The organism is Rothia dentocariosa ATCC 17931 (assembly GCF_000164695.2).
Classification (GTDB): domain Bacteria; phylum Actinomycetota; class Actinomycetes; order Actinomycetales; family Micrococcaceae; genus Rothia; species Rothia dentocariosa.
The window spans coordinates 1,200,477-1,223,701 of sequence record NC_014643.1 but is presented as its reverse complement, the minus strand read 5'-3'; the positions used below and the strand labels follow the sequence as shown (position 1 = coordinate 1,223,701).

Sequence of the window (23,225 nt, the reverse complement as noted above, 5' to 3'; positions counted from 1 at the left end):
GAACAGGGTACTCAACCCTATACTGTGCCACGGTCCCCGGATGCGCCAAGTGCGCGTAGCATTATGTCGTTTGTGTCGGATTATGACGGGAATTAGAACATGCAAGCAATTGCGTCACCAGCATATATGTTTCGTGGTTAGCAGCTCGACCACTCAAAGATCACGTTCGAGAAGTCGCCCGCCGCCAGCTGTTCGGGCGTTATCAGCCAGTTCGCGGAGCCCGCATCACCCCAGAGGAGTTCCGGGGTTTCTTCCTCTGACTCCCAGTCCGCCTCAGAAACAATGGTCAGCAGGTTCACCGTATGCCCCTGCAGGTTCTCGTCGAAATCCCGCGGGTCATTCTGAATAAAATAGGGGTAGCCGCCAATCCGAGAGTACTCATCACTCTCCTCATACGGGAGAGTAAGCTCCTCAACGGCGTTTGCCCGCTGAATCCTCGCCTGCTCGTCGTCTCCCGTGGGCAATTTATCCTCGGGATACAGCTCATCCCACACTCGCGCAAAATCGGGATAATAGTAGTGCGCAGTACCGGTAACTCCCTGCTCGACCACGCTGAACGAAAGCGCAAATTCCACGCTCTCCGGTTCGATAGGCCAACCGATCGTGTCCCAGTCAATAACCGGCAGCGGCGCATCCGGGTTCGGCTCACCCACGCTCTCATAGTAGATCACCCGCCAGTTCTCTTGAACCGCAGGCTTGTTATAGTCATACCCCCACACGGCGTCGTGAGGGTCAATCCAAAATTGAAGCATACCGCTCTTCGGGTAAATATTATTTTGCGGCAACTGCGCACAGTTAATCTGCGCGATCATGCCCAAGGGCTGGCCGGATGCGTTCGTCGGCGCGGATTCTCCCGCAGGCAGGTACGGCACTCCCCCGAACTTGGAGGCGGTCTTCGGCAACGGCTGCTGCGATGGGGTTGCCGTAATCCTGATAGCCTGCTTGAGTTTTCCCTTATTCATAACGTCAAGGACTCGACGCACCTGCGCTTCGGTGTTTTTAGCTGCGTTCTGCTCGGTGGTATTCATATGTTCCTCCGGGTGGTTGGTTCAGTGCTACAACCATCAGAACACATTTTGCGGTGCCGCGCGCAGAACTTCGTCACTCGTGCGCTCATTCAACGGTGTATTTTTTAGGAGGCCGTACGCTGCATGATTCGGAGCATGACTCTAGGTATCCCAAAGATTCAGGGGGTGTGGCGTATCAAGTATCTTGAGTACACCACACCCCCTGAATAAAAATCAAAACGGGTCGGTTAGCTGCTCGACCACTCAAAAATTACGTTCGAGAAGTCACCCGCCGCCAGCTGTTCGGGCGTTATCAGCCAGTTTGCCGCACCTCCGCCGCACCACATGAGCTTAGGCGAACCGTCATGAGGCTCGGCCCAGTCCACCTCAGAAACAATGGTCAACAGGTTCACGGTATGCCCCTGCAGAGCCTCGTTGAAGAATCGGGGGTCGCTCTGCACAAAGTAGGGGTACCCGCCGATCTTCGAGAATTCGTCGTTTTCCTCGATCGTGAGGGCGGCACCCTGCGCCTCCTGGTAGCTCTCAAGCTGCGATTCGGGGTACATCTTATTCCACACGCGCGCGAAATCTTCATAGTAGTAGTTGGCGGCGCCGGTAATACCCTGCTCGATGACCTCGAACGAAAGCGCAAACTCGGCCTGCGTGGGTTCAACGGGCCAGTTGTCCTTGGGCTCCACGGCAGGAAGAGTCGTGTTCGGGTCTGGCCTGCCCACGTTCTTGTAGTAGATAACCCGCCAGTTCTCCTGGGATGCAGGCTTCGCGGCATCGAACCCCCACGCCTCGTCCTTAGGGTCTATCCAGAATTGCACCATGCCAGTTTTTGGATAGATATCATTAGGCGGCAGCTCTGCACAGTTAATCTGCGCGATCATCCCCAAGGGCTGACCACTGGAGTTTGTCGGCGCCGAAGCACCCATAGGTACATAAGGAATGCCCCCAAATTTTGAGGCGGTCTTTGGCAGCGGGGTCTTAGAGGCGGTTGCCGTGATGCGTACCGCCTGCTTGACGTGGTCTTTATTGAGCGCATCGGCAACATGCTGCGCTTTTTCTTCTAGAGTGCTCATGGACATCCTCCAAGGCGTGGTTAATGGCATGTATTAACCATGAGAACACACTTTTTTATAGTATGCCTTGAATATCGTTGTGGGGTGAAAAACGAACGCATCCGCATACTACACAATGTGAACCAGTAACAACAGCCCCCCACCCGGAACCCATGAAGGATTCAGGCAGGGGTGTGGTCGCCGTGCTGCGCATATTAGATGTGCTTGTCGATTTCCTCAATTACGCCCAGAGCCGCGGTAATTCCCGCGTTCAGGTAGAACATATCGGAATCTACCTTATGAGCATGCTTCTCCTTGACCGCCTTCAGGCTATCCCACAGCGTCTCAGAGGTGAGCTTGGATTCGTCGCCGCCCTGCACACCGTAGAAGAGGTAGTCGCCGTCCGCCTGGTCGAGATTTTCGGAACTCAGGTCAATCGAGGTCTTGCCTTCCTGCTGCACGGCGGGGTGAGTGAGGGAAGCATCCTCACAAATGGAGCCCACGAACGAAGGCTTCGCGTATACGCGGGTACGGTCCCCAGCAGCGTAGAGGAACGAGAAGGTCTTCTCTTTACCGGCCTTCTCGCCCAGTTTCTTGGCTTTATCCTCGTAATCCTTGAGCATCTCCTCAGCTTTAGAGAGGCTGCCCAGTGCAGAGGCAACCATCAGAAAGTCCTGCTTCCAGTTATGTCCGGTACCTTCGGTCACCACAGTTGGGGCGATCTTTGAGAGTGAGTTGTAAACTTCTTCCTTTTTATTGGTGTTGTTAATCAGGATGAGGTCGGGGTGCAGATTTGCGATAGCACCAAGCCTGGGTTCGGTGCGCTTGCCCACCTTGGCTATCTTATCGAGTTCGGCCGACTTATCGGAGAACTTGGTCTTGAGGTATTCGGGTACAAGGGCGGCATCGTTAGCGGTTGCTGCACCGATGGGTACCAGGCCCAGAGCGAGAACATCGTCAAGCTGCCCGGTCGAAAGGATAACCACGTTCTTGGGGGCAGATTCAATCTTGGTTTCGCCGCGGAAATGCTTGACCGTACGCGGGAATTCGCCATCACCCGCAGCCGAACCCATGCCGGAAGGAAGGGCTGAAGGAGCGGGCTTTGCGCTCGTCGATGCAGAGGATGCGGATGCGTTGGAATCAGAAGAATTGGAAGACCCGCAGGCGGCAAGGGCGAGGGCGCTGAAGGAGCCCAGAGCAAGCACGCCGAAGGATCGTCTGGTCAATGAACGGTGAGAGTCCCTGTGTTGGGGTGAACTAGTATTAGCCATAGACTGAGGATACCCTTATAAAATAGATAATGCCATATCAGCCCCATATTGACGTAGGATAAATCACATAAATATGTCCTAAATATTATGCGGCTACTACCCTGAATTTCGGGCAGCAAACCGGCATGAGACCCCACCACACATAACCTCCCGATCACCACAAGATAGAGTACGCCTATGAGTTCATCGCCCCGCCGGGGTAAACAGCCCGTCGCTTCCAGGTCTGACGGGGCGGGCGCATCCGCCCAGAGCACGACTGCGGCGCCAGCCGAACGGTCAAGCACGCCAAAGCCTTCGCTATCACGTTGGGGTCTGGCACTTCTGATAGGGTTGGCTCTTTTAGCGGTTCTTATCGTGCTCTCCGGGGCAGTTGGCTCGCGCATGTTTTCCTTCGAGAAGGCACTCGACGGCTTTCTGCACCCGGATGCCGCCACAATCGAATCAAAACTGATTTGGTTCAAGAGGATGCCCCGCACACTCGCCGCTATTATGGTGGGCGCGGCATTGGCGGTTGCGGGCGTTATCATGCAGGCGCTCTCACGCAACCCTCTCGCCGAACCGGGGCTGCTGGGCGTGAACTCCGGGGCGGCTGTTGCGGTCGTTGTGGGCGTTGGCATTTTCGGGGTATCTTCCCCCTTCGTGCAGCTGTGGTTAGCGCTCGCTGGTTCCGGTTTCGCGGCGGGCACGGTATTCCTGCTGGGCCTTATTGATTCCAAGCCAAACCTGGATTCTACTGCCCGCCTTGTGCTTACAGGCGTTGCGGTGAATGCCTGTTTGGGAACGCTCACCGGTATTATTACTATGTTCAATTCCCGGGCTTTCGACTCACACCGGTTCTGGGTGGTCGGTTCCCTAGAAAACCGCACCTACGAGCAGGTTTTTACGGCGCTTCCCCTCGTGGTGTTGGGGCTGGTTCTATCGTTCATTCTGATCGGCCCCCTGCGTGCTCTAGCGCTAGGTGAGGATGCGGCATCCGGCTTGGGCGTGCCGGTCACCCTCGTGCGCGGTGCCTGTATCGTGGCGATTATGGCTCTATGCGGCGCGGCGACTGCGGTAGCCGGACCCACCGGATTTGTGGGGTTGGTGGTTCCGCATGCGGTGCGCTTGCTGGTGGGTACCGATATTGCGCGGGTTTTGCCACTTTCGCTCGTCTACGGACCGGTGCTGGTTCTGACCGCCGATATTGCCGGGCGCATGATCGTTCCGCCCGGGGAACTTGAGGTCGGTATCGTGACCGCGTTCATCGGCGCGCCCGTGCTCATGGTCCTGGTACTTCGGCTTAGTTCCGGGGCGAAAGGTAGCAAGCGCAGCATCCTGGGTGTGAAGGCGGCACAGCACGAACAGGCAGGGGCGGCTCCGCAAACTGCGGGAGGTTCCCGGTGAGCCAAACGACGCACACAAATAAGTTCAATGCGGCGAGCACACCCCCGAATCCCCGCAGAAAGTCTGGTAAACGACCGACTATTCCTGGGCGGTACCGCACTCCCCTGCCGCGCACACTTTTGGTAATTGCGATCATGGTAGTGGCCGCCTGCATGACGCTCATGTATGGCACCTACGATATTTCCCCCACCAACGTGCTGAACGTACTTTTTCAGGGCGGCGGCAGCGATATTGACCGGTATTTTATTCTGGATCAATATCTGCCAAGAATCGTGGCGGCAGCCGTGGTGGGTGCGGCACTGGGGCTTTCCGGGGCTATCTTCCAATCGGTTTCCCGCAACTCCCTCGGCTCGCCGGACATCATCGGCTTCACAGTCGGTTCGGCAACCGGTGCGCTCTCCATTATTCTGGTCGGCTCCTTCGACAATTCCGGCGTGAGTATCGGCATGGGTGCACTTATCGGCGGCTTCCTCACCGCCACCGTGGTGATGCTACTTGCGGGTATACGCGGCGGCGCTTCTATGGGGCAGCGCATGGTACTGATCGGTATTGCGGTCAGCGCTATGCTCGCATCGGTCAATGATTACCTGATCACACGCTCCGATCTGGAAAAGGCGGAGGCAGCCAAGACCTGGCAGCACGGCTCGCTCAATGCGATTTCTTGGGCCCAGGTGACAGCACCAGCGATAGCGCTTGCGATTACGATTCCACTGGTGCTGATGCTCACCCGCTACCTGCGCACCCTAGAACTGGGCGAAGACCTGGCGGCGGGCTTGGGCTTACCGGTACGGCGCACGATCAATATTTTGGTAGCAGCAGCAGTACTCTTGGTGGCGGTCGCTATCTCAATGTCAGGGCCCATAGGTTTCTTGGCGCTCGTTGCCCCGCAGATTGCGCGGCGGCTGTGGAATACCCCGGGTGCGGCGATGTGGCACTCAGCGCTTCTGGGTTCAGCCCTGTTGGTAACGGCTGACTATGCGGCATCACGGATTCTTTCACCCTTCCAGATTCCGGTCGGACTGATGACCGGTGCTCTGGGCGGTGCCTATATGCTGTGGCTTCTGCGCCGGAGTAAGTAGCTTGGGTTTCTAAAAATGTGCGGAGGTATCCATGCCGCAGAGGTGCAGGATTTAGTCGCTTTACAGGGACCCTGTCAGACTCGTTCGTACCTCACTCGCCTGACATCCCTAGGCGCTTTAAATCCTGTGCACTTCAGATATTCGATAATTTTCGTGCTACAAAATCAACCCACATAGCTATATTCCAAAAACGATATATAAACTTGTCAGAGCATATATTCCACATTCCCTATCTGGAATATATGCTGTATAAAACCTCTCTTGGCGGCTCGGCACGGTTAAAGTGTCAGGGTGCCTAGGTACCGTCGAGGTATCAGAAAAACACCCCGCACTTTCACGGGGCGGCACCCACCGAGAGAGGATCAGCACCTATGGCACAGCACCCCCTGAGCGCATCCCGCATCGTTGCAACCGCCGAGGATATTGTTAGCTCCGATCATCAATTCCTCATGTCCACGGGAACGCTCGTACACCACGAAACCTTCAATATAGAGGCCATTCGCCGCGATCTAGAACAGCTCATTGCCGAGCGTGTTTGTCTACAGGTCGCCCCGGCGTCAAATTCCTGCGCCCGGATGCTCGCTCAGCATCGTTATGGCGAGGCCGGATTCCAGCAAAATCTTCACGAATTACGCCAGGCGGGGCAGAACGCTATCCTAATGGTTTTCCCGCACGATCAGCTTGAGATTGGTCTTCGTTTCGAGCGGATTCAGGGCACCAAACTGGCGCTGACGCATATGTATTGCAGCCCCCGTTACGGCGATGCCTGGTATAAGCATTGGGCGCCGCGGGTGCTGCCCTTAGAAGGGTATGCTTTTGCCACCGAGAGCCGCCCGGGTTCCGGTGATTTTAGGATTAATACCGCGCAGTTCCTCAATATGCTGGGTCTGCTGGAAGTCGCCATGATGGGGCTTGACGTGAGTGAATGGGACCTGTGGGAGTGCGAAAACCCCAAGGACGCCTGCACCAAATTCAAACGGGAACGCCGGGATGTGCGCCGCCGCATCCGCGAAGATTACGGTATGACCGCTTAGGGTTTTCGGGCAGAGCAAAGCTCCCCACCCACCGAGCGATGCGGTGCGCGGGGAGCCAGCACAGTTACGGATTAGCCGCGGTGTGCGTAACGGTACAGGAACGCCGCCATAGCCTCACGACTGATGCTCTCGTGGGGACGGAACGTTCCATCATCCCAACCGGTCGTAATCTTGCTGTCATGCAGCCAGGCAATTTCACGGTAGAACATGTTCTGTTCGGGAACATCCTTGAAAGGCGCATTCTGCACCTCAACCGGTGGTTTCCCAGAGTAACGGTAGAAGAATGCGGCCATAGCCTCGCGGCTGACGGGGTCGTGCGGGCGGAAGGTCTTATCAGGCCAGCCGGTTGTAATACCTTGCTGCTGGAACCAGATGATTTCCTTGTAGAAGGGGTCGCCTTCCTTCACGTCGGTAAAGGGGGAATCCTTCGGCAGCTGTACCTCGGGCGATCCGGACATACGATAGAAGAACGCCGCAATAGCCTCACGTTCGATGCTTTCGTGCGGGCGGAACGTGCCATCGACCCAGCCGGTTGTGATGTTCTGCCCGGCAAGCCAGGTAATCTCGCGGTAGAACATATCGCCTTCGTGCACATCCGAGAACGACTGAGCGGGCTCTGCCGGTTTACTCGGCTCAGGTTCGGCAGGCTTACTGGGCTCCGGCTCGGTAGGCTTCGACGGTTCCGGTGCGGGGACCGTCGGGGCCGGGTCAGCTGATTTACTCGGTTCAGGGGTTGGAGCAGGGTCAGCAGGTTTGCTGGGCTCAGGCGCTGGTGCCTCGGAGCTTTCCGATGGCTCGGGAGTCGGTGTTTCAGCCGGTTTGCTGGGCTCGGGCGCGGGTTGCGTCGGTTCAGGGGTTGGTTCCGGGGTCGGATCAGCAGGTTTCGGCTGTTCGGGGGGTGCCGGTGTCTTAGCGGTATTCACCAGGCGGTTGAGCCACAGGTTAGATTCCAGACCGTCATTCTTCTCAACCATCGTGGGGAAGATAATATCCCCATTCGGCAGCTCAAGCGCGTTGTACGACCCGCTCTTATCGGTCGAACGCAAGTCAGAGAGCGGCACATCGTGATCAAATTCAAGGGTCTTTGACATCCAGACCAGGCGGCCATTTGCGGAATCGACCGCCACAATCTTGTCGCCAGCGGTGAAGAAAGAGGCGATCGCCCCCATACCGTGCGGCGCGGTGGAGCTTTCGCGCACCGTTGTGAAGGAAGAACCATCGTACTTGAGAACCTGCACGGCACTGGCGCTTGCGGCGTAGTTATTCCACCGGTAGACATATCCGTCTGGAGTGGTGAGCAGGCCGTTGAGGCTGGCTGCCTCTTCCGCATCCTTGGGCTGGGTTTGCTCAACCACCGAAATACCCTGAGCGCTCAGGTGAAGCAGCTGACCGTTCTGAATCTTATTGCCCTCTTCGTTGTACACAGATTTATTGGGGCTGTATAGGAACGAGCCGTCGGGCAGCGGCGCAAGCGTGCGGGTGCTTCCGGTGAAAACGTCGCCATAATATTCGCTCAGGTCATCGGCGTGTGCCACCGAGGGGTCAAAGTCCAGCGGAGATTTGACGGTTTGCGCTTTCACCGTGCCATCGGAGGCGACGTTGACGTACCGCGCCTGCCCGCTGCTATCGGCGGTGAGCACAGCCCAGCTGTTGGTCGCTTCGTTGTAACCGAGCGCCAGAATATTTTCGGATTCGCTGAAGGTGACACCCGCGAAAGCACCCTGAGATACAAGCTTGCCGGATTCATCTACCCGGTAGCGTTCCAAGGCGCGAGTATTCGCGTTCACAAACACGATATCGCCGGTGGCGGGGTTGGCGGCAAAGTGCGCGCTGGAACCCATCGGCAGGGTTGCAGACTCTGTCTGCTGCAAAGTCTTTGGGTCGATGACCGCGTAGCGTGCATCCGCCCCGCCGCCGAAGCTTTTACCTGCCGCGTAGAAAAGATAAGAGCCCGCGCGCACGGTATTTTGCGGATTATTAATATCGGTACCCGAGTTCAGGCTCTCACCCAGTTTATAGCCGCTGTTTTGGGCATCTTTCGCCTGAGTACCGGAATACGAGAAGGTGAGAGCGTCCAGCCCCACGCCGTCTTCGTAGAAGTTCGAGAATGCGTGATTACCTTCGGCGGTGAGATTAGCCGCAACATTGCTCCAGGTGACAACGCCGTCTTTTTCACTCTGCTGAGCGGTTTTGAGCGAGAGCTTCGCCATCGGGATTTCGTGGGGTCCTTCCCACTGCCCGGAGGTGTAATTTTTGGTGCGCACAACCATGTAGAGCGTACCGGTGCCCTGTGCCGCATCCATCTCGATGCGCGGGTTTGAGAGCGTTAGGTTCAACGAGCATTCTTCGGGTTTATTGCGGTCGGCGCAGTGCGAGATATATTGAACTTTGCCGGAGCCCTGAAGTGAAACTTGGTTACCATCCTCGGAAACTTTGGCTTCTTGGTTGGGGAAGGTGAACAGGTCGGTGGAGTTGTAGCTTGCACCTTCGCTGACCTTGTACGGTTCGCCGATGTAGTTGCGGAATGAGGTTTTGATACCCCAGGTGATATTTCCGGTGCTCTGGTTCTGTTCGGCGGCTACCGCTACACCGGAATCGGCGTGAGCGTTCACAGCCAAAAGCGGAGTTGCGGGCAAGAGCATGGCGCCTGCGAGAGTGAGTGCGCAGATGCGTCTGAGGGTGCGCTGGCGTGATGCAAACGTGAAAGACATGTGTAATCCTCGTTGATCTATTGAGTTAGGACACCCTTAATGTAGCAACACCCTACCCTTAATACAAAAGAGCTTAACGCCACTCTGTGACGAGTTGTCGCTACAAAGTGTTCATACACTACAATGCCCTCACTTCGCTGCAATAGAGCGCTAACGACAACATGCAGACCACCGAAAACTCTAGATTTTATTCGATATTTCTAATACTAAATACCGTGAGAATATTTTTAATATACTCTTCTAAAATGCTTAATATTACGGCTAGAACCAGCCACGCTTCTTAAAGAAGAGATACACCACCACACACGCCACCACCATGAGCACGAGCGACGCCGGGTATCCGTAAGTCCACTTTAGCTCGGGCATATCCTCAAAGTTCATACCGTAGATAGACCCAATGATCGTGGGCACCACCAGGATTGCGGCACCCGCCGAAATACGTTTCATATCTTCGTTTTGCTGCTGCGCCACAATCGTATCGTGCACCGTAAGCGTGTTCTGCAGGGACGTGCGCAGATCCTCTAGGCGCTCCTTAACCTGCACCACGTGATCCTGAATATTGCGGAACTGCCGCTGCAGCTCATCCTTCTCCTGCGCGATTTCGGTTGCGGTAGCACCCGTATAGGGGCTGACGTCAAGTACGCCGTCACGAATCTGCTGCATGATGCGCGCGAGCATCATATCGAGCGGTTTGCAGGCACGCTGAAAATCGGCAACCTGGTTGAGCAGTTCGTAGGTGCGGCGTGACAGTGTGCGGTCGCCAGCGCCGGTTTCTTGGAAGAGCGCATTCTCAATTTCATCGCCGTCGTTTTCGAGCCCTTCGAGCACCGGCATGTAACCGTCTACCGTCTGGTCGATGATGCGGTGCAGCAGGCGTATGGGCGAGCCATCCGGAGTGGCGTAGATCAGGTTGAAGCGTTCGTACACTGCCTGCTGCGGATGTATCTGGTCGTTCACGATGCTCAACAGGTAGTCATGCCCCAAGAACATGTGCATCTCGCCCAGGCGCACCTCTTCTTCGGCATCCAGGTAGATGGCGGGGCGTACCACCGCAAACAGGGAGCCTTCGTAGCTTTCAAGTTTGGCACGCTGATGCCCGTGCGAGGCGTCTTCGAGCGCAAGTTCGTGCAGGTTAAAGGTTTGCTGAAGCTCGCGCAGCTCCCGCGCGTTCGGGGTCATGTAGCCGAGCGCCACGCTTGCGCCGCCCTCACGGTAAGCATCAAGCGCCTCGGACTGGGTAACCCCCATACGGATGCGGTCCTGCTGCGGATAAATAGCACCGGTTACATACGACATAGGTTAAGTGTAGGGGTAGGCCCCCAGGTGCTAAAAAGAGACTTTATTCGAATAAAGAGTATTTTTCGCCGCTTTATTCAAATAAAGGCTCTTTTTATGCAGGGGATTTATCAAATGCGCCGGTAGATCTGAGTTGCGGGGTCCCGCTCAAGTATTCCGTGATCCACGCCGTAGCGACGCACCAAGGCAGGGTCATCCGTGTACCGCCTGATGCGCTCGTTCACCTCACGCTCCGAAAACTGCTCGGAGGCAGGAATACTCTTTTGAAGAATCCAACGCAAAAGAGCATTCTTATCCTGCGCACGTGAGGGCCAGGTATGCACTCGTCCCTTGACTAAAAACCGCTCAACATCATCTGTTACCTGGTTTTTCGCGGATTTCAAAAGACTCAAGTAGTCGGAGAATACCTCGGTAACCTGCCAAAGCCCATCCTCTGACTTCTCAATGAGCCTGACTGCTTCAAGACGCGCCAACAGTTTACGATCACGATAGTTAGGCGTTTTCGGCACATCCTGCACGATAACCTTGGCATACATTTCTCGGGATTCACCATTCGCCAGTGCAGCTATCACCGGCAAAATGTTTTGCACATTATCCATCATTTAATTCTGCATCATTCCTACAACGTAAAAAGGCTCTTTATTCCAATAAAGCATTAAAAACGCCGCTTTATTGGAATAAAGAGCCTTTTTTGGGAGGTAGCGGGAAAGAGCCTAATCCATCAAGTCGCGGACCACAATAGTCTGGTCGCGGTCGGGGCCTACGCCGATCGCCGAGATGCGGCAGCCAGAAAGTTCTTCAAGCTTATGCACATATTTGCGGGCGTTCTCGGGCAGCTCGTCCAGGGTTTTCGCATCCGAAATGCTCTCGTTCCAGCCGTCGAAGTACTCGTAAATCGGCTTCGCGTGGTGAAAATCGGTCTGCGTCATCGGTATTTCGTCAAAGCGCACGCCGTCCACCTCATACGCCACGCATACGGGAACCTTCTCAAGTCCGGTGAGCACATCCAGCTTGGTAATAAACAGGTCGGTAAACCCGTTGATGCGCACCGCCTGGCGCGCAAGCACCGCATCGTACCAGCCGCATCGGCGCGGACGCCCCGTGTTCACGCCGAACTCGCCGCCGGTTGTGCGCAGAAAATCACCCATCTTATCGAAGAGTTCTGTGGGGAACGGGCCAGCACCCACGCGGGTGGTGTATGCCTTCTGAATACCGATCACGCGAGAAATACGGGTGGGGCCAACACCCGACCCCACGCAGGCGCCCCCGGCGGTCGGGTTTGAGGAGGTCACGAACGGGTAGGTACCGTGATCGACGTCGAGGAAGGTCGCCTGGCCGCCCTCCATGAGCAGGGTTTTACCCTCATCAAGTGCCTTATTGAGCAGCTGAGTAGTATCAACGATCATGGGTTTGAGCCGCTCGGCGTAAGACATGAAATAGTCCACGATTTCGTCTACCTCAACATGGCGGCGGTTATAGACCTTCACGAGCAGCTGGTTTTTCTGCCGCAGCGCGCCTTCAACCTTCTGCCGCAGAATCGACTCATCCAAAATATCCTGCATGCGAATACCTAAGCGCCCTACCTTATCCATATAGGCAGGCCCAATACCGCGCCCGGTCGTGCCGATCGCGCGCTTACCCAAGAAGCGTTCAGTGACCTTATCCATCGTCTGATGGTACGGTGCCACCAGGTGAGCATTTGCCGAGATTTTGAGTTTAGAGGTGTCGGCGCCGCGTGCCTGCAGACCCTCAATCTCAGAGAAAAGTGCCTCCGGGTTCACCACCACGCCGTTGCCGATCACGGGGGTTGCGTTCTCGCTCAGAATGCCAGCGGGAAGCAGCTTAAGCTCAAATTTTTGGCCGTTCACCACCACGGTATGCCCAGCGTTGTTGCCGCCGTTCGGCTTGACCACGTAGTCCGCGCGGGGTCCGAGCAGGTCGGTTGCCTTACCTTTACCTTCATCGCCCCACTGGGCGCCCACGATCACAACAGCTGACATTCTTGCTCCTCTAGGATGTACTCCCCGCCGTTTCGGCGGCCGTGCGCGGGTTCTTCAACCCTCTTAGGCACACATTTGTTAATCATAACGCGACCCTGTGATGGTGCATCTATTATTTAGCGATTGCAACACATCTTTTCCGTGAGTCTCTGCGGCGTAAACCTCGTGATTCGGCGGTAAAAGCCACTTTGGAGGGCCAACATACAGGATGCGCGCCCGGGGCAACCTGCCGCGAGCGCGCATCAATGAATTATGCCCGGGTATATGCCCCAGGTACCGCATGAACCTTCTTATTTGAGAATCTTGATGAAGGTCATGGGGTAGTCGTACATTTCACCGCGATTAGCCGCGATAGCGCCTATGATGTGGAAGATAATCATGAGTATGCCGGTGACCGATACCACCAAAAACCATATCGGAGACAGGATGAAGAAGGTGATAACCATCAGGAGGAATGCGGCGGTGTTAATAACCCACATGGAGAAGTTGAAATTGAAGGCGCGGCGCGATGATTCTTTGGTGAATTCGTAGCCGGGCTTGTCTTTGTAGATGAGCCAGAAGATGAGCGGGGCTATGAAGCTCAGCGTGTTCAGCGACAGCAGCATGGCGAGAAGCGATGAGAGGTGCGCGAATATCGCCATGTTTTTTGCGTCCGGGGTAATACCTTGGTGGTTATATTCTGGCCGTTGCTGGCTGTACCCCGAACCCGGCTGTTGGTTATAACCGGGCTGATTCTGGTAGTTCGGTTGTCCGTTGTTGTAGTTAGGGTCGTAGGTCATAAGAACCTCCTCAATGCAGCGTGTTGGGCTGTGTTTTACAGTATATGCCGCCTACCTTAATGCAACATGGGAATCGTGGGGAGAGGATATTTGTAGTCCTCACCGGAATTTGCTTTAACCGCCCCGATAATGTGGAACACGACAGCGGTAACGCCCAAGCCCGCGATCAGAAGCCACAGTATGGGAAACATTGTAAAGAACAGCATAAATGGTTCGCCGGATTGGCTTTGCGCCCCTATGATGAGGGATATTACCATCAGCAGAACCAGCAGCAGGAATGAACTGAAAATAGTGATAACCATGGTCACGCCCAGGTTGAAGGCTCGTGCGGCGGCGCGGCGTACTCGCTCATAGCCGGGCTTGTCTTTGTAAACCGCCCAGAAGATCAGCGGAATTAAGAATCCTGCAATCCCGGAAAGATGCGCGAGCATCGCCATGTTGTTAACGTCGGTGGGCTGCTGTATCACGTAGACCGGCTGCCCGTAACCCGGTTGTGGGTAGCCTTGGCTCGGCTGCTGTGGACCGTATCCCGGCGGGTATGGCTGCTGGCCCTGGTTAGGCTGCGGATTCTGTTGGTAGGGGTCTTGGTTGGGATCAAAGTTTGACTGGCTCATGTTTTCACCCGTTCTGTGTGTTGTCGTCTCTGTGTTTCGTGGTTTCGTGTACGAGTTTTACCTCGCCTCTGTCTTCGGTAAGGATTGAGGTAGACCCCTGCCCGATGCGCCCGCCGCCTCGGTGCTATCGCAGGATAGGCAGAGTGGGCAGAGGGTACTTATAGTCTTCACCAGAGTTTGATTTAACCGCAGCGATAATCTGGAAAATAATCATCATAATCTGAACAACGCAGCTTATCAGAACCATGAGGGTTATCGGTGCGAACATCCCCATGGCACTGGAAACAGCGGTGCTCGGATCGTTAGTCGATGCCATACCGGGTACGACCATCGTAAAAATATAGACAAACCCGCTCAGCAGGGTGATAAGAACAATAAGGTATCCCGTCAGCCCAAAATTGAAGGCCCGCGCGGCGGCGCGGCGTGCCAGTTCGTACCCGGGCTTATCTTTGTAGATAGCCCAGATAACGAGTGGAATAATAAACCCACCTAAAAGCCCGGATAGATGCCCCCACATGGCAACCGTACTGACATCGTTGGTTTGTTGAGTCACATATATAGGCTGCCCCGATGGGTACGGCTGTTGGTACTGTCCCTGGTTAGGTTGCGGGTTCTGCTGATAAGGGTTGTGGTTGGGATCAAAATTTGGCTGACTCATGACAATATTCCATTCTTGAGGCTGCTGCCCCACCCCGTCGGGTCTGATGCAGACTTCCATGCGAGCCGGGCACAGCATCCTTACCGTGCTCGACGATACGAGCAACTCAGCTTCGACAAGGTTTTTTATTCGGTGTTTTTGGTCTTTTTATCATAGCGCGCACCATATTTATACGGTAGATTTTTGTGGCACAAATACCGGGTGTTTTGAGGGAATATATAAACTATAGAAGTAAAGAATTTACATTTATGTATAAATTTTATAAATATTTTTAGTGTCCTTGATAAAACTCTAGAGTAAAACTTCTTAGAATTGATAGTGCAAGACACATCGTTTTTTAAAAACGCGATGCGCTTGCATATCACACCGAACCATAGTTACCAAAAGTGCTGACTCGGGTTCGACACTATCAAACACAAGGAGCATCATGGCATCCACCAACACCTGGCGGGCGTGCACCCGCATCGGGTTATCGGCGGTTCTGGGGCTCGGTCTTATCGCCTCCACGGCGGTACCACTCAACGCAGCAGAGACACCGTTGAGAGGGCAAGACCCAGACCTGAGAACCTCACAACAGCACACGCAGCAGCAGGTACTCTCCCCCAGCATGCTAAAGGCGCAAGGCACCATACCGGTCTACGTCAAGTTCAAGGGTCAAGGTGCCTATGAGCAGACCCAGCCGCGGGCGGTTCTGCAGAACAGGCAGGCACCCGTGAACGCTCAGGCACAGGTGCAGGCGATCAAGACCCGTGTAGAGTCACAGGCGCAGTCCGTAGCGGGAGAATCGCACGCAAAAGTTCTATACACCACCCATAACGTAATGCCGGGCGTGGCGCTCATGGGTGATGCCCAGGCGATTCGTGATCTCGCATCCCGCCCGGATGTTGAGCGCATTAGCCCGATCGTGCCGAAATACCGTCAAAATGCGGGTTCTGTCGTCGATACCGGGGCCGCCGAGAATTGGGCGCGGCAAAACACCGGGTATACCGGCAAGGGCATCAAGATTGCGGTGATCGATTCGGGGATTGATTATACGCACGCCGACTTTGGCGGACCCGGTACGAAAGAAGCCTTTGATGAGGCCACGAAACTCACCAATATGCCGGAAGCATCGTCCGGTCTCTACGACCCCGCGAAGTTCTTAGGCGGGTACGATCTTGCCGGTGACGACTATAACGGTCTGAACACGGCAGTGCCCGATAACAACCCGATCGACTGCATCAGCGGCGGTCACGGCACCCACGTGGCGGGTACTGCGGCAGGTTGGGGCGTGGATGCGCAAGGCAAGACCTTCCGCGGTGACTATTCCACGCTGACACCTGAGAAACTGGGCGAGATGAAGATCGGTCCCGGTTCTGCACCGGATGCTCAGCTGTACAGTTTCCGCGTCTTCGGGTGCAGCGGTGCCACCAACCTGGTGGGTCAGGCTCTCGATAAGGTGCTCGACCCCAACGGCGACGGCGATTTCTCAGACCGCGCGCAGGTGGTAAACATGTCTCTTGGCGGCGAGTTCTCGCCCGAAGATGACCCGGAATCCTACGCCGTCGAAACGCTGTTCCGCCAGGGTGTGCTCGCCGTTGTCTCGGCGGGTAACGCGACTGGATACAACGGTGTAGGCGATACCTACTCGGACTCTGGCCAGCCCGCGAATGCCATTTCGGCGCTGACGGTGGCGAACTCGGTGGGTTCAACCTACGCCATGGATGCGGCGCAGATTCTTGCACCCAGCCAGATTGCCGGGAAGATTCCGGGCGACTATTCGGTGGACTACAACTACTCGAAAGCCTCCGAAGAAACCCTGCGGGGTCAAGTCGTTGCGGCGTCCGCATCGAATAAGTTCGGGTGTGAAGCGTTCAGCGCCGAAGACGCCGCCAAAATCAAGGATCGGTGGGTCTTTATCGAGTGGGCAAACGAAGACGGCACTATCTCGTGCGGCTCGAAAGTCCGTTTCGACAATGCGGAGAAAGCTGGCGCTAAGGGCGTCGTCCTTTCCTCCCAGGAGGAACGTGCCGAACTGGGGATAGCCGGGAACGAAACTCTTCCGGGCTTCAGGGTGGCGAAGAGCGCATCCGATAAGGTTCGCGAGGCCGCACAGGCTGGCACCCTAGAGATTCGCCTGGGCGAAGACCTCAAAGGTGGTCTGCGCGTTCAGAGCGGTAAATTCGATGAGCTGACAACCTCAAGCGCACGCGGGTTCCACGGCTCGTACGGATACACAAAGCCCGATCTCGCTGCGCCGGGGAACAATATTTCCTCTGCCGCCGTGGGTACCGGAACGGGCTCGATTCAGTACACGGGCACGTCGATGTCTGCGCCCTTTGCCTCCGGTGTGGCGGCGCAGGTGTTGCAGGCGCATCAGGATTATTCGCCGATTCAGATCAAGGCGGCGATGATGAACAGCGCAGACCATGACCTGCACGATGCCGACGGGCATACCTATGCGGTAGATCGCGTGGGTTCGGGGCGCATTGATGCGAAGGCTGCCGTCGATACCCGCGTGCTTCTGTACAACGCGGACCGTCCCGAGCAGGTCTCGCAGACTTTCGGTGTGCTGGAATATGCGGCAGACGCAGGCCAGCAGTCGCTCGCCCGCGAGATGACGGTCGAGAATTTCGATTCCAAGGCGCACACCTACTCGATTTCCTATGCGGGAAGCACCGATATGCCCGGTGTTGAATTCTCGATGCCTTCCAGCATTACGGTGCAGCCGGGTGAGAAGAAGAATTTCCAGGTGAAGGTCACGATTGACCCTGCACGCTTGGAGAAGACTATGGACCCGGCGATGGAAAAGACCCAGTCGTCCGTCGACGTGAATACGGGTAAGACTGTGGTTCCCGAACAGGCACGGCAGTTTATCGCCTCCGAATCCGGGCGTATTAAGCTGACCGAAGGCGACCAAACCCTGCGCGTTCCCCTGCATGCGGCCCCCAAACCGGTTTCGACCATGAAGGTTGCGGGCAACAACGTTCAGGTTCCCGCTGGCTCCTCCCAGACGCGAGTCACATTAGAGGGTACCGAGCTGAACCAGGGCGGATACCGCTCCCTGCTGGGGGCCTTCGAGTGGGGCGCATCGGTGAATCGTGTTAACCCGAGCAACCTGTGGGTCAGCAGCGATATGAAGGCGAACCTGCAGCATGTGGGTGCGGCCTCGAACGCGCCCGCGCTCAAGGATGCGGGTAAAGACCCGAACGAGGGCACGCTTTCCTTCGGCATCAGCACGTGGAGGAATTGGGATGTGATCTCTGAGGAAAACACCTTCACGGTCAATATCGATACGGACGGCAATAACCGCGCCGATTATGTGCTCAAAACCGACCGTTCCGCAGGGTTGGACTTCCCGATCGTGCGCCTGCTGGGCTACAAGAACGGGTCTTTGGAACAGCTCGCCTATTATCCGCTCAACGGTGCCTGGGGCGATACCGATACGAACATGATGGACACAAACACACTCATCATGAGCGTACCCCTGAAGGATCTGGGGTTGACGGCTGAGAACGCCCCGCAGATTCGCTACAGCGTTGAGTCCATCACCCAGTACGAGTGGGAGAACGTCAGCCAGACCGACTGGATTACCTACAGTCCCTTCGCCCCGAAGGTGTGGTTCAGCGGTACCGAGTCGAGCATCCCCGGGCTTTTCGCGGATGCACCCGCCACCGAGCTGACGCTGCACCGTGCCTCGGATGCGGGCTCGGCTAAGGCTCTCTTCCTGCACCTGCACAACGGCACCGGAGACCTTTCGGGTTCTCAGGGTGCGAGCGGCGAGCGCGCCCAGGTGCTTCCGGTGAGCGAGCAGAGCACGGAGTCCCCTTCTGCCCCACGCTTCATGGATGTGAAGGAGGGCGATATGTTCTACACCGAGATCGCCTGGCTGGCGCAGCGGCGTATCACGACCGGCTATCCGGATGGTTCGTTCCGCCCCGCCGAGAATACGAGCCGTGCCGCCATGGCGGCGTACTTCTACCGCCTGGCGGGTTCGCCGCAGTTCACCGCGCCGAGCACGCCCACGTTCAAGGATGTGGCTCCCGGCGACCAGTTCTACAAGGAGATTGAGTGGTTTGCGGCGCAGCGGCTGACGACGGGGTATGCGGATGGTACCTTCCGCCCGCAGGATGCGGTTAACCGCGATGCTATGGCGGCGTTCTTCTACCGGTATGCGGGTAGCCCGGCCTTCACGGCACCGGATAAGCCCACGTTTAAGGATGTTGCCCCGAACAGCATGTTCTACCGCGAGATCGAGTGGCTTGCCGCGCAGAAGGTGACGACCGGGTGGCCGGATCAGACCTACCGCCCGCTGGAACCTATCCATCGCGATGCTATGGCGGCATTCCTGTACCGCTACAACCAGGGCGTGCTCAAGGCTGAGGGCTAGTCCCTTCCCCTAATCCACCCCGCAAGCAGCGGATTTTCGCCCGAAAAGGTGGGAAAATCCTACCTTTTCGGGCGTATCCCCGCTTCTTACGAGGGTTAACACATATTCACTCCGCATCATCTGTACATTGTTACCTTCAAAGGATCAAGGAGTATGATATGCCTCCGAATCATCGCAGACGAGGCGCCTTAGGGTGCCTTGCCGCCGCGACAAGTATTCTGTTAGCGCTTGGCACACCTGCCAGCGCAGACATAAACCCGGGCGGTACCAACGAAAACGGGCAGTATGTCGCAAACCCCGCACCGCAGAATTCAGATGCGCTCTCCCCCACCATGAAAAAGGCGGAGGGAGATGTGCTCGTCTTCGTCAAGTTCAAGGGTCAGGGTGCCTACGAGCAGACCCAGCCCAACGAGGTTCTGCACAATAAACAGGAACCCGTTAAGAAGCAGGGTGAAGCCACCTCTATCAAGGATCAGGTCGAGAATCAGGCTCGCCAAGCGGCTCAGGATTCCGGTGCAGAAATACGTTATACCGTGCACAATACGATGCGCGGCGCGGCTCTGCACGGCGATGCTGAGAAAATCCGTTCTCTTGCCGGGCGGGATGATGTCGAGCGCATCACCCCCATTGTGGCGAAAAAGAGCATGAATGCGTATAGCGATATAGATTCTAAGGCTGTGCAGGCTTGGGCCGAAAGCACCGGGTACACCGGTAAGGGCGTTAAGATCGCGGTGGTCGATTCCGGGATTGACTACACCCACACCGACTTTGGCGGTCCCGGCACGAAAGAGGCTTACGAAAAGGCCAAAACTCTGACGGACCTGCCCGATGCTGGCTCCGGGCTTATCGACCGGTCCAAGGTGGTTGGCGGCATCGACCTTGTGGGTGATGGCTACAATGCTCTCGACGCGGGTTCGACCCCTAAGCCCGATAGTAATCCGCTCGACTGCCGTCCTGAAGGGTATGGAACCGGCGGGCACGGCACCCACGTGGCGGGTACCGCGGCGGGGTACGGGGTGAATGCCGATGGCAGTACCTTCCGTGGCGACTACTCCAAACTCACCGAAAACGATCTCAAGAACATGAAGATCGGTCCCGGTTCCGCCCCCGAGGCGCAGCTGCTGAGCATCCGCGTGTTCGGGTGCCAGGGCAGCTCAAACGTGGTGATGCAGGGGCTCGACCGCGCTCTAGATCCCAATGAGGACGGCGACTTCTCGGATCGCGCTAATATCATCAACCTGTCCCTTGGCAGCGAATTTTCTCCGGCTGATGACCCTGACTCCGCTATGGTGGATGCCCTCGCGCAGCAAGGTATTCTCACCGTCACGGCGGCGGGTAACGCTAATGAGTTCAACGGCGTGGGCGATACCTACTCGGATTCGGGCAGCCCCGCCAACGCCGCATCCAGCATTTCGGTTGCGAACGCCAACGGCGCTATGAGCGTGTCCGATCAGCTCAAAATTGTCAGCCCCGAAAACGGAATTCCCCTTGATTTTATTGACGGCACCTTTAGGGACTTTAAGTTTATTGATGGTGACTATTCGCTCAATTTCCCCCTCGATAAGGCACCTGCCGATAAGCTCACCGGCTATGTAACCCTCGCGCCCGAACGCAACCGTGACGGCTGTAAGCCCTTCACCCCTGAAGAAGCTGAAAAGATCAAGGGTAAATGGGTGATGCTCGACTGGGAGGTAGACTACAGCTACAAGGTCGAGTGCACTTCCGCCGAACGTTTCGATCATGTTGCCCAGGCGGGTGGCACGGGCGTGCTGCTCGTCCTCAAGGACTATCCTGCCCAGCAAGGATTTGGCGGTAACGCCACGATCCCCGGGTTCCGCATTAACACCGCCTTCGCCGCAGACATAAAACCCTACGTGGAGGCCGGAACTTTCAAGGTTGAAGCGAATGAGGCTTATAAGAAGGCAACGCATATTCCTACTAGGCTCGACTTCGGCCTCAATTCTATGAGTTCTCGCGGCCAGCACGGCACCGAAGGATTCATCAAACCCGATGTTGCTGCACCGGGAGTCGATATTTTTTCGGCATCAGTCGGCCAGGGCACCGAAGGGGTTTACAACACCGGAACCTCAATGGCGGCACCGCATGTCTCCGGCATTGCTGCACAGGTGATGCAGGCGCATCCAGACTATACCCCGGCAATGGTGAAGGCTGCGATCATGAACAGCGCAGACACCAATCTCACCAACAATGCAGGGTCTAAATACGCTGTTGATCGTATGGGGTCTGGCTTCGTGAACGCTAAGAAGGCGGTCAACGCGAAGGTTTTGGTCTACGATGAGGAAAATCCCGAGCGGGTTTCCCTATCATTCGGCGTTCTCGAATATCCCCTCGACGGTGAAGGCCATACCGTAACCCGCAATATCGTCGTGCGGAATATGGATTCGGTGGCCCACACCTACGAGCTTTCGTACCAGTATGGTCCCGAAATCCCTGGATCACGTCCCGAGGTACCGCCTTTGGTGACCGTCGAACCGGGCGAGACCGTAAAAGTTCCTATCACCTTCTCGACCTACACCCCCTTCCTGGAAAAGACCATTGATCCCGCCCTGGAGAAAGAGCAAACTGCCATGGCCTATGTTAATGGGCAGTACCAGCCTATTATCTCGGGCAAACGTCAGTATATTGCAAGCGTCTCCGGCCGCATAATCTTTGAGGATGCGAACCAGGACGACGGGGAGGAGCTTATACGCCTGCCCGTTCATGCGGCACCGAAGCCTATCTCTACGATGAAGGTTCAAGGCTCCGAGATTCAGTTTGAGAATGGTAAAGCCACCGAAACCACCGTCAAACTCGCCGGGCAGGATGTGAACCAGGGCGGCTACCGGTCCATGATGGGAGCCTTCGAGCTGGGGGCTGCGAGCCCGCGCATCCCCACCGAGAATTTGGATCTTCCCTCAAGCCAGAGCATGGATCTGCAGTATGTAGGTGCTGCTTCGGACGCTCCGGCGCTCAAGGCAGCCGGGCAGAATCCGAACGACGGTAAGATCTACTTCGGTATTTCAACCTGGGGTATTTGGGATTCCATGCACCCGGGACGTCAGCTTCAGGTAACGCTCGATACCAACCGTGACGGTAAGCCCGACTACAACCTTGAGGTGGGGCCCGAAAAGGGTCTGGATTACCCGCTCGTGAAGGTGTGGAAGGCGAATGGGGATACCTGGGAAATAACCAATCGGTACCCGCTTAATGGCGCTTGGGGCGATACCGACACGAACATCATGGATACAAACGTGATGGTGCTTGGTGTGCCGCTCAAGGATCTGGGCTTGACAGCTGACACGGCTTCAAGCATTGACTATGCGGTTTCGACGAACACGTGGAGCAATGCGAAGGCTGGCGGCGACTATGTTGATGCCACCGAGAAGATCTCTTTCAATCCGTTCGCACCGAAGGTATGGTTCGAGGGTGAGAGCGCGGGTGTTCCGGGTCTCTTTGCTGACCGTAACGGCGGCGAGGTAAAGGTGCACCGCGTTGAGGGCGAGAAGCCTTCGGCGCTCTTCCTGCACCTGCACAACGGTACCGGCGATTTGAGCGGTCAGAACGGAGCTGCCGGTGAACGCGCCCAGGTGGTTCCGCTGAGCGAGCAGCAGCAGAGCAGTCTGCCGAGTCCGTCAGAACCTACGGAGTCTCCGAAGGATAGCTCGCTACCGGGCCCCTCAGAGCCCACGGAGTCTCCGAAGGATAGCTCACTGCCGGGCCCCTCAGAGCCCACGGAATCTCCAAAGACAGATACGTCTTTGCCGAAATAGCGTGCGGAATACGCCAACTATGTGTTAGCACGCTGACCTGGCTGTATACCGATTCCGGTATATAGTCCACACGGTATATAACCGATCACGAATATGCTCTCGGTTCCTCCGGCTGTGAGGGAATCGAGAGCATATTCTTATATTCCGATACTGGTATAAAGCCTTGTCCGTGCCTATGCGTGAAGTTTTG

General features: G+C 56.3%; 15 protein-coding genes. 5 read left to right on the top strand and 10 right to left on the bottom strand.

Annotated features, from left to right (window positions below):
* Nucleotides 1-137 precede the first annotated feature (137 nt).
* The 3 genes from HMPREF0733_RS05335 to HMPREF0733_RS05325 all read right to left on the bottom strand — a co-directional run bounded on the left by HMPREF0733_RS05335 (nucleotide 138) and on the right by HMPREF0733_RS05325 (nucleotide 3,342).
* Nucleotides 138-1,028, bottom strand: coding sequence for a YwqG family protein (locus HMPREF0733_RS05335; RefSeq protein WP_013398360.1), 891 nt, complete (start codon nucleotides 1,026-1,028; stop codon nucleotides 138-140).
* Between the two features lie 227 nt (nucleotides 1,029-1,255).
* The gene (locus tag HMPREF0733_RS05330; RefSeq protein WP_013398359.1) at nucleotides 1,256-2,092 is read right to left on the bottom strand and encodes a YwqG family protein; all 837 of its coding nucleotides are present in this window, start codon (nucleotides 2,090-2,092) and stop codon (nucleotides 1,256-1,258) included.
* A gap of 194 nt (nucleotides 2,093-2,286) precedes the next feature.
* Nucleotides 2,287-3,342 (bottom strand): ABC transporter substrate-binding protein, encoded by a 1,056-nt coding sequence (locus HMPREF0733_RS05325; protein WP_049775432.1) that lies wholly within the window; start codon nucleotides 3,340-3,342, stop codon nucleotides 2,287-2,289.
* Between the two features lie 177 nt (nucleotides 3,343-3,519).
* Between HMPREF0733_RS05325 and HMPREF0733_RS05315 the strand changes: the two genes are divergently transcribed.
* The 3 genes from HMPREF0733_RS05315 (at nucleotide 3,520) to HMPREF0733_RS05305 (ending at nucleotide 6,838) form a co-directional block, all read left to right on the top strand.
* The gene (locus tag HMPREF0733_RS05315) at nucleotides 3,520-4,725 is read left to right on the top strand and encodes a FecCD family ABC transporter permease (protein ID WP_080556866.1); all 1,206 of its coding nucleotides are present in this window, start codon (nucleotides 3,520-3,522) and stop codon (nucleotides 4,723-4,725) included.
* Complete coding sequence (locus HMPREF0733_RS05310; protein WP_013398355.1) at nucleotides 4,722-5,804, top strand: FecCD family ABC transporter permease; 1,083 nt, start codon at nucleotides 4,722-4,724, stop codon at nucleotides 5,802-5,804. The genes HMPREF0733_RS05315 and HMPREF0733_RS05310 overlap by 4 nt, the downstream gene beginning before the upstream one ends.
* A 371-nt stretch (nucleotides 5,805-6,175) precedes the next feature.
* Complete coding sequence (locus HMPREF0733_RS05305; protein ID WP_013398354.1) at nucleotides 6,176-6,838, top strand: hypothetical protein; 663 nt, start codon at nucleotides 6,176-6,178, stop codon at nucleotides 6,836-6,838.
* A 71-nt stretch (nucleotides 6,839-6,909) separates the two neighbouring features.
* On the opposite strand, the gene HMPREF0733_RS05300 is transcribed toward HMPREF0733_RS05305, so the two are convergent.
* From HMPREF0733_RS05300 to HMPREF0733_RS05270, 7 genes are all read right to left on the bottom strand, one after another.
* Nucleotides 6,910-9,549 carry an HtaA domain-containing protein gene (locus HMPREF0733_RS05300; RefSeq protein WP_013398353.1) on the bottom strand — a complete coding sequence of 880 codons (2,640 nt, stop codon included), beginning with the start codon at nucleotides 9,547-9,549 and terminating at the stop codon, nucleotides 6,910-6,912.
* Between the two features lie 261 nt (nucleotides 9,550-9,810).
* Nucleotides 9,811-10,845 carry a magnesium and cobalt transport protein CorA gene (locus tag HMPREF0733_RS05295; RefSeq protein WP_013398352.1) on the bottom strand — a complete coding sequence of 345 codons (1,035 nt, stop codon included), beginning with the start codon at nucleotides 10,843-10,845 and terminating at the stop codon, nucleotides 9,811-9,813.
* A gap of 110 nt (nucleotides 10,846-10,955) precedes the next feature.
* Complete coding sequence (locus HMPREF0733_RS05290) at nucleotides 10,956-11,447, bottom strand: DUF2087 domain-containing protein (protein ID WP_013398351.1); 492 nt, start codon at nucleotides 11,445-11,447, stop codon at nucleotides 10,956-10,958.
* A gap of 111 nt (nucleotides 11,448-11,558) precedes the next feature.
* Complete coding sequence (locus HMPREF0733_RS05285) at nucleotides 11,559-12,845, bottom strand: adenylosuccinate synthase (protein WP_013398350.1); 1,287 nt, start codon at nucleotides 12,843-12,845, stop codon at nucleotides 11,559-11,561.
* A 290-nt stretch (nucleotides 12,846-13,135) separates the two neighbouring features.
* Nucleotides 13,136-13,624, bottom strand: coding sequence for a DUF4870 domain-containing protein (locus HMPREF0733_RS05280; protein ID WP_013398349.1), 489 nt, complete (start codon nucleotides 13,622-13,624; stop codon nucleotides 13,136-13,138).
* Nucleotides 13,625-13,680: 56 nt separating this feature from the next.
* Nucleotides 13,681-14,238: a DUF4870 domain-containing protein gene (locus HMPREF0733_RS05275; protein WP_013398348.1), complete on the bottom strand. Its 558-nt coding sequence runs from the start codon at nucleotides 14,236-14,238 to the stop codon at nucleotides 13,681-13,683.
* 124 nt (nucleotides 14,239-14,362) lie between these two features.
* Entirely contained in the window at nucleotides 14,363-14,896 is a 534-nt protein-coding gene (locus HMPREF0733_RS05270; protein ID WP_041321922.1) for a DUF4870 domain-containing protein, read from the bottom strand.
* 427 nt (nucleotides 14,897-15,323) lie between these two features.
* On the opposite strand from HMPREF0733_RS05270, the gene HMPREF0733_RS05265 reads away from it, so the two are divergent.
* Nucleotides 15,324-19,265, top strand: a complete 3,942-nt coding sequence (locus tag HMPREF0733_RS05265; RefSeq protein WP_013398346.1) for a S8 family serine peptidase — start codon at nucleotides 15,324-15,326, stop codon at nucleotides 19,263-19,265.
* A 158-nt stretch (nucleotides 19,266-19,423) separates the two neighbouring features.
* Nucleotides 19,424-23,035 carry a S8 family peptidase gene (locus tag HMPREF0733_RS05260; protein WP_013398345.1) on the top strand — a complete coding sequence of 1,204 codons (3,612 nt, stop codon included), beginning with the start codon at nucleotides 19,424-19,426 and terminating at the stop codon, nucleotides 23,033-23,035.
* Nucleotides 23,036-23,225 lie beyond the last annotated feature (190 nt).

What these genes read in the sequence shown, in the direction of transcription:
- HMPREF0733_RS05335 (WP_013398360.1), bottom strand. Translation starts at nt 1,028, where the DNA reads ATGAATACCACCGAGCAGAACGCAGCTAAAAACACCGAAGCGCAGGTG.
- HMPREF0733_RS05330 (WP_013398359.1), bottom strand. Translation starts at nt 2,092, where the DNA reads ATGAGCACTCTAGAAGAAAAAGCGCAGCATGTTGCCGATGCGCTCAAT.
- HMPREF0733_RS05325 (WP_049775432.1), bottom strand. Translation starts at nt 3,342, where the DNA reads ATGGCTAATACTAGTTCACCCCAACACAGGGACTCTCACCGTTCATTG.
- HMPREF0733_RS05315 (WP_080556866.1), top strand. Translation starts at nt 3,520, where the DNA reads ATGAGTTCATCGCCCCGCCGGGGTAAACAGCCCGTCGCTTCCAGGTCT.
- HMPREF0733_RS05305 (WP_013398354.1), top strand. Translation starts at nt 6,176, where the DNA reads ATGGCACAGCACCCCCTGAGCGCATCCCGCATCGTTGCAACCGCCGAG.
- HMPREF0733_RS05300 (WP_013398353.1), bottom strand. Translation starts at nt 9,549, where the DNA reads ATGTCTTTCACGTTTGCATCACGCCAGCGCACCCTCAGACGCATCTGC.
- HMPREF0733_RS05295 (WP_013398352.1), bottom strand. Translation starts at nt 10,845, where the DNA reads ATGTCGTATGTAACCGGTGCTATTTATCCGCAGCAGGACCGCATCCGT.
- HMPREF0733_RS05290 (WP_013398351.1), bottom strand. Translation starts at nt 11,447, where the DNA reads ATGATGGATAATGTGCAAAACATTTTGCCGGTGATAGCTGCACTGGCG.
- HMPREF0733_RS05285 (WP_013398350.1), bottom strand. Translation starts at nt 12,845, where the DNA reads ATGTCAGCTGTTGTGATCGTGGGCGCCCAGTGGGGCGATGAAGGTAAA.
- HMPREF0733_RS05280 (WP_013398349.1), bottom strand. Translation starts at nt 13,624, where the DNA reads ATGACCTACGACCCTAACTACAACAACGGACAACCGAACTACCAGAAT.
- HMPREF0733_RS05275 (WP_013398348.1), bottom strand. Translation starts at nt 14,238, where the DNA reads ATGAGCCAGTCAAACTTTGATCCCAACCAAGACCCCTACCAACAGAAT.
- HMPREF0733_RS05270 (WP_041321922.1), bottom strand. Translation starts at nt 14,896, where the DNA reads ATGAGTCAGCCAAATTTTGATCCCAACCACAACCCTTATCAGCAGAAC.
- HMPREF0733_RS05265 (WP_013398346.1), top strand. Translation starts at nt 15,324, where the DNA reads ATGGCATCCACCAACACCTGGCGGGCGTGCACCCGCATCGGGTTATCG.
- HMPREF0733_RS05260 (WP_013398345.1), top strand. Translation starts at nt 19,424, where the DNA reads ATGCCTCCGAATCATCGCAGACGAGGCGCCTTAGGGTGCCTTGCCGCC.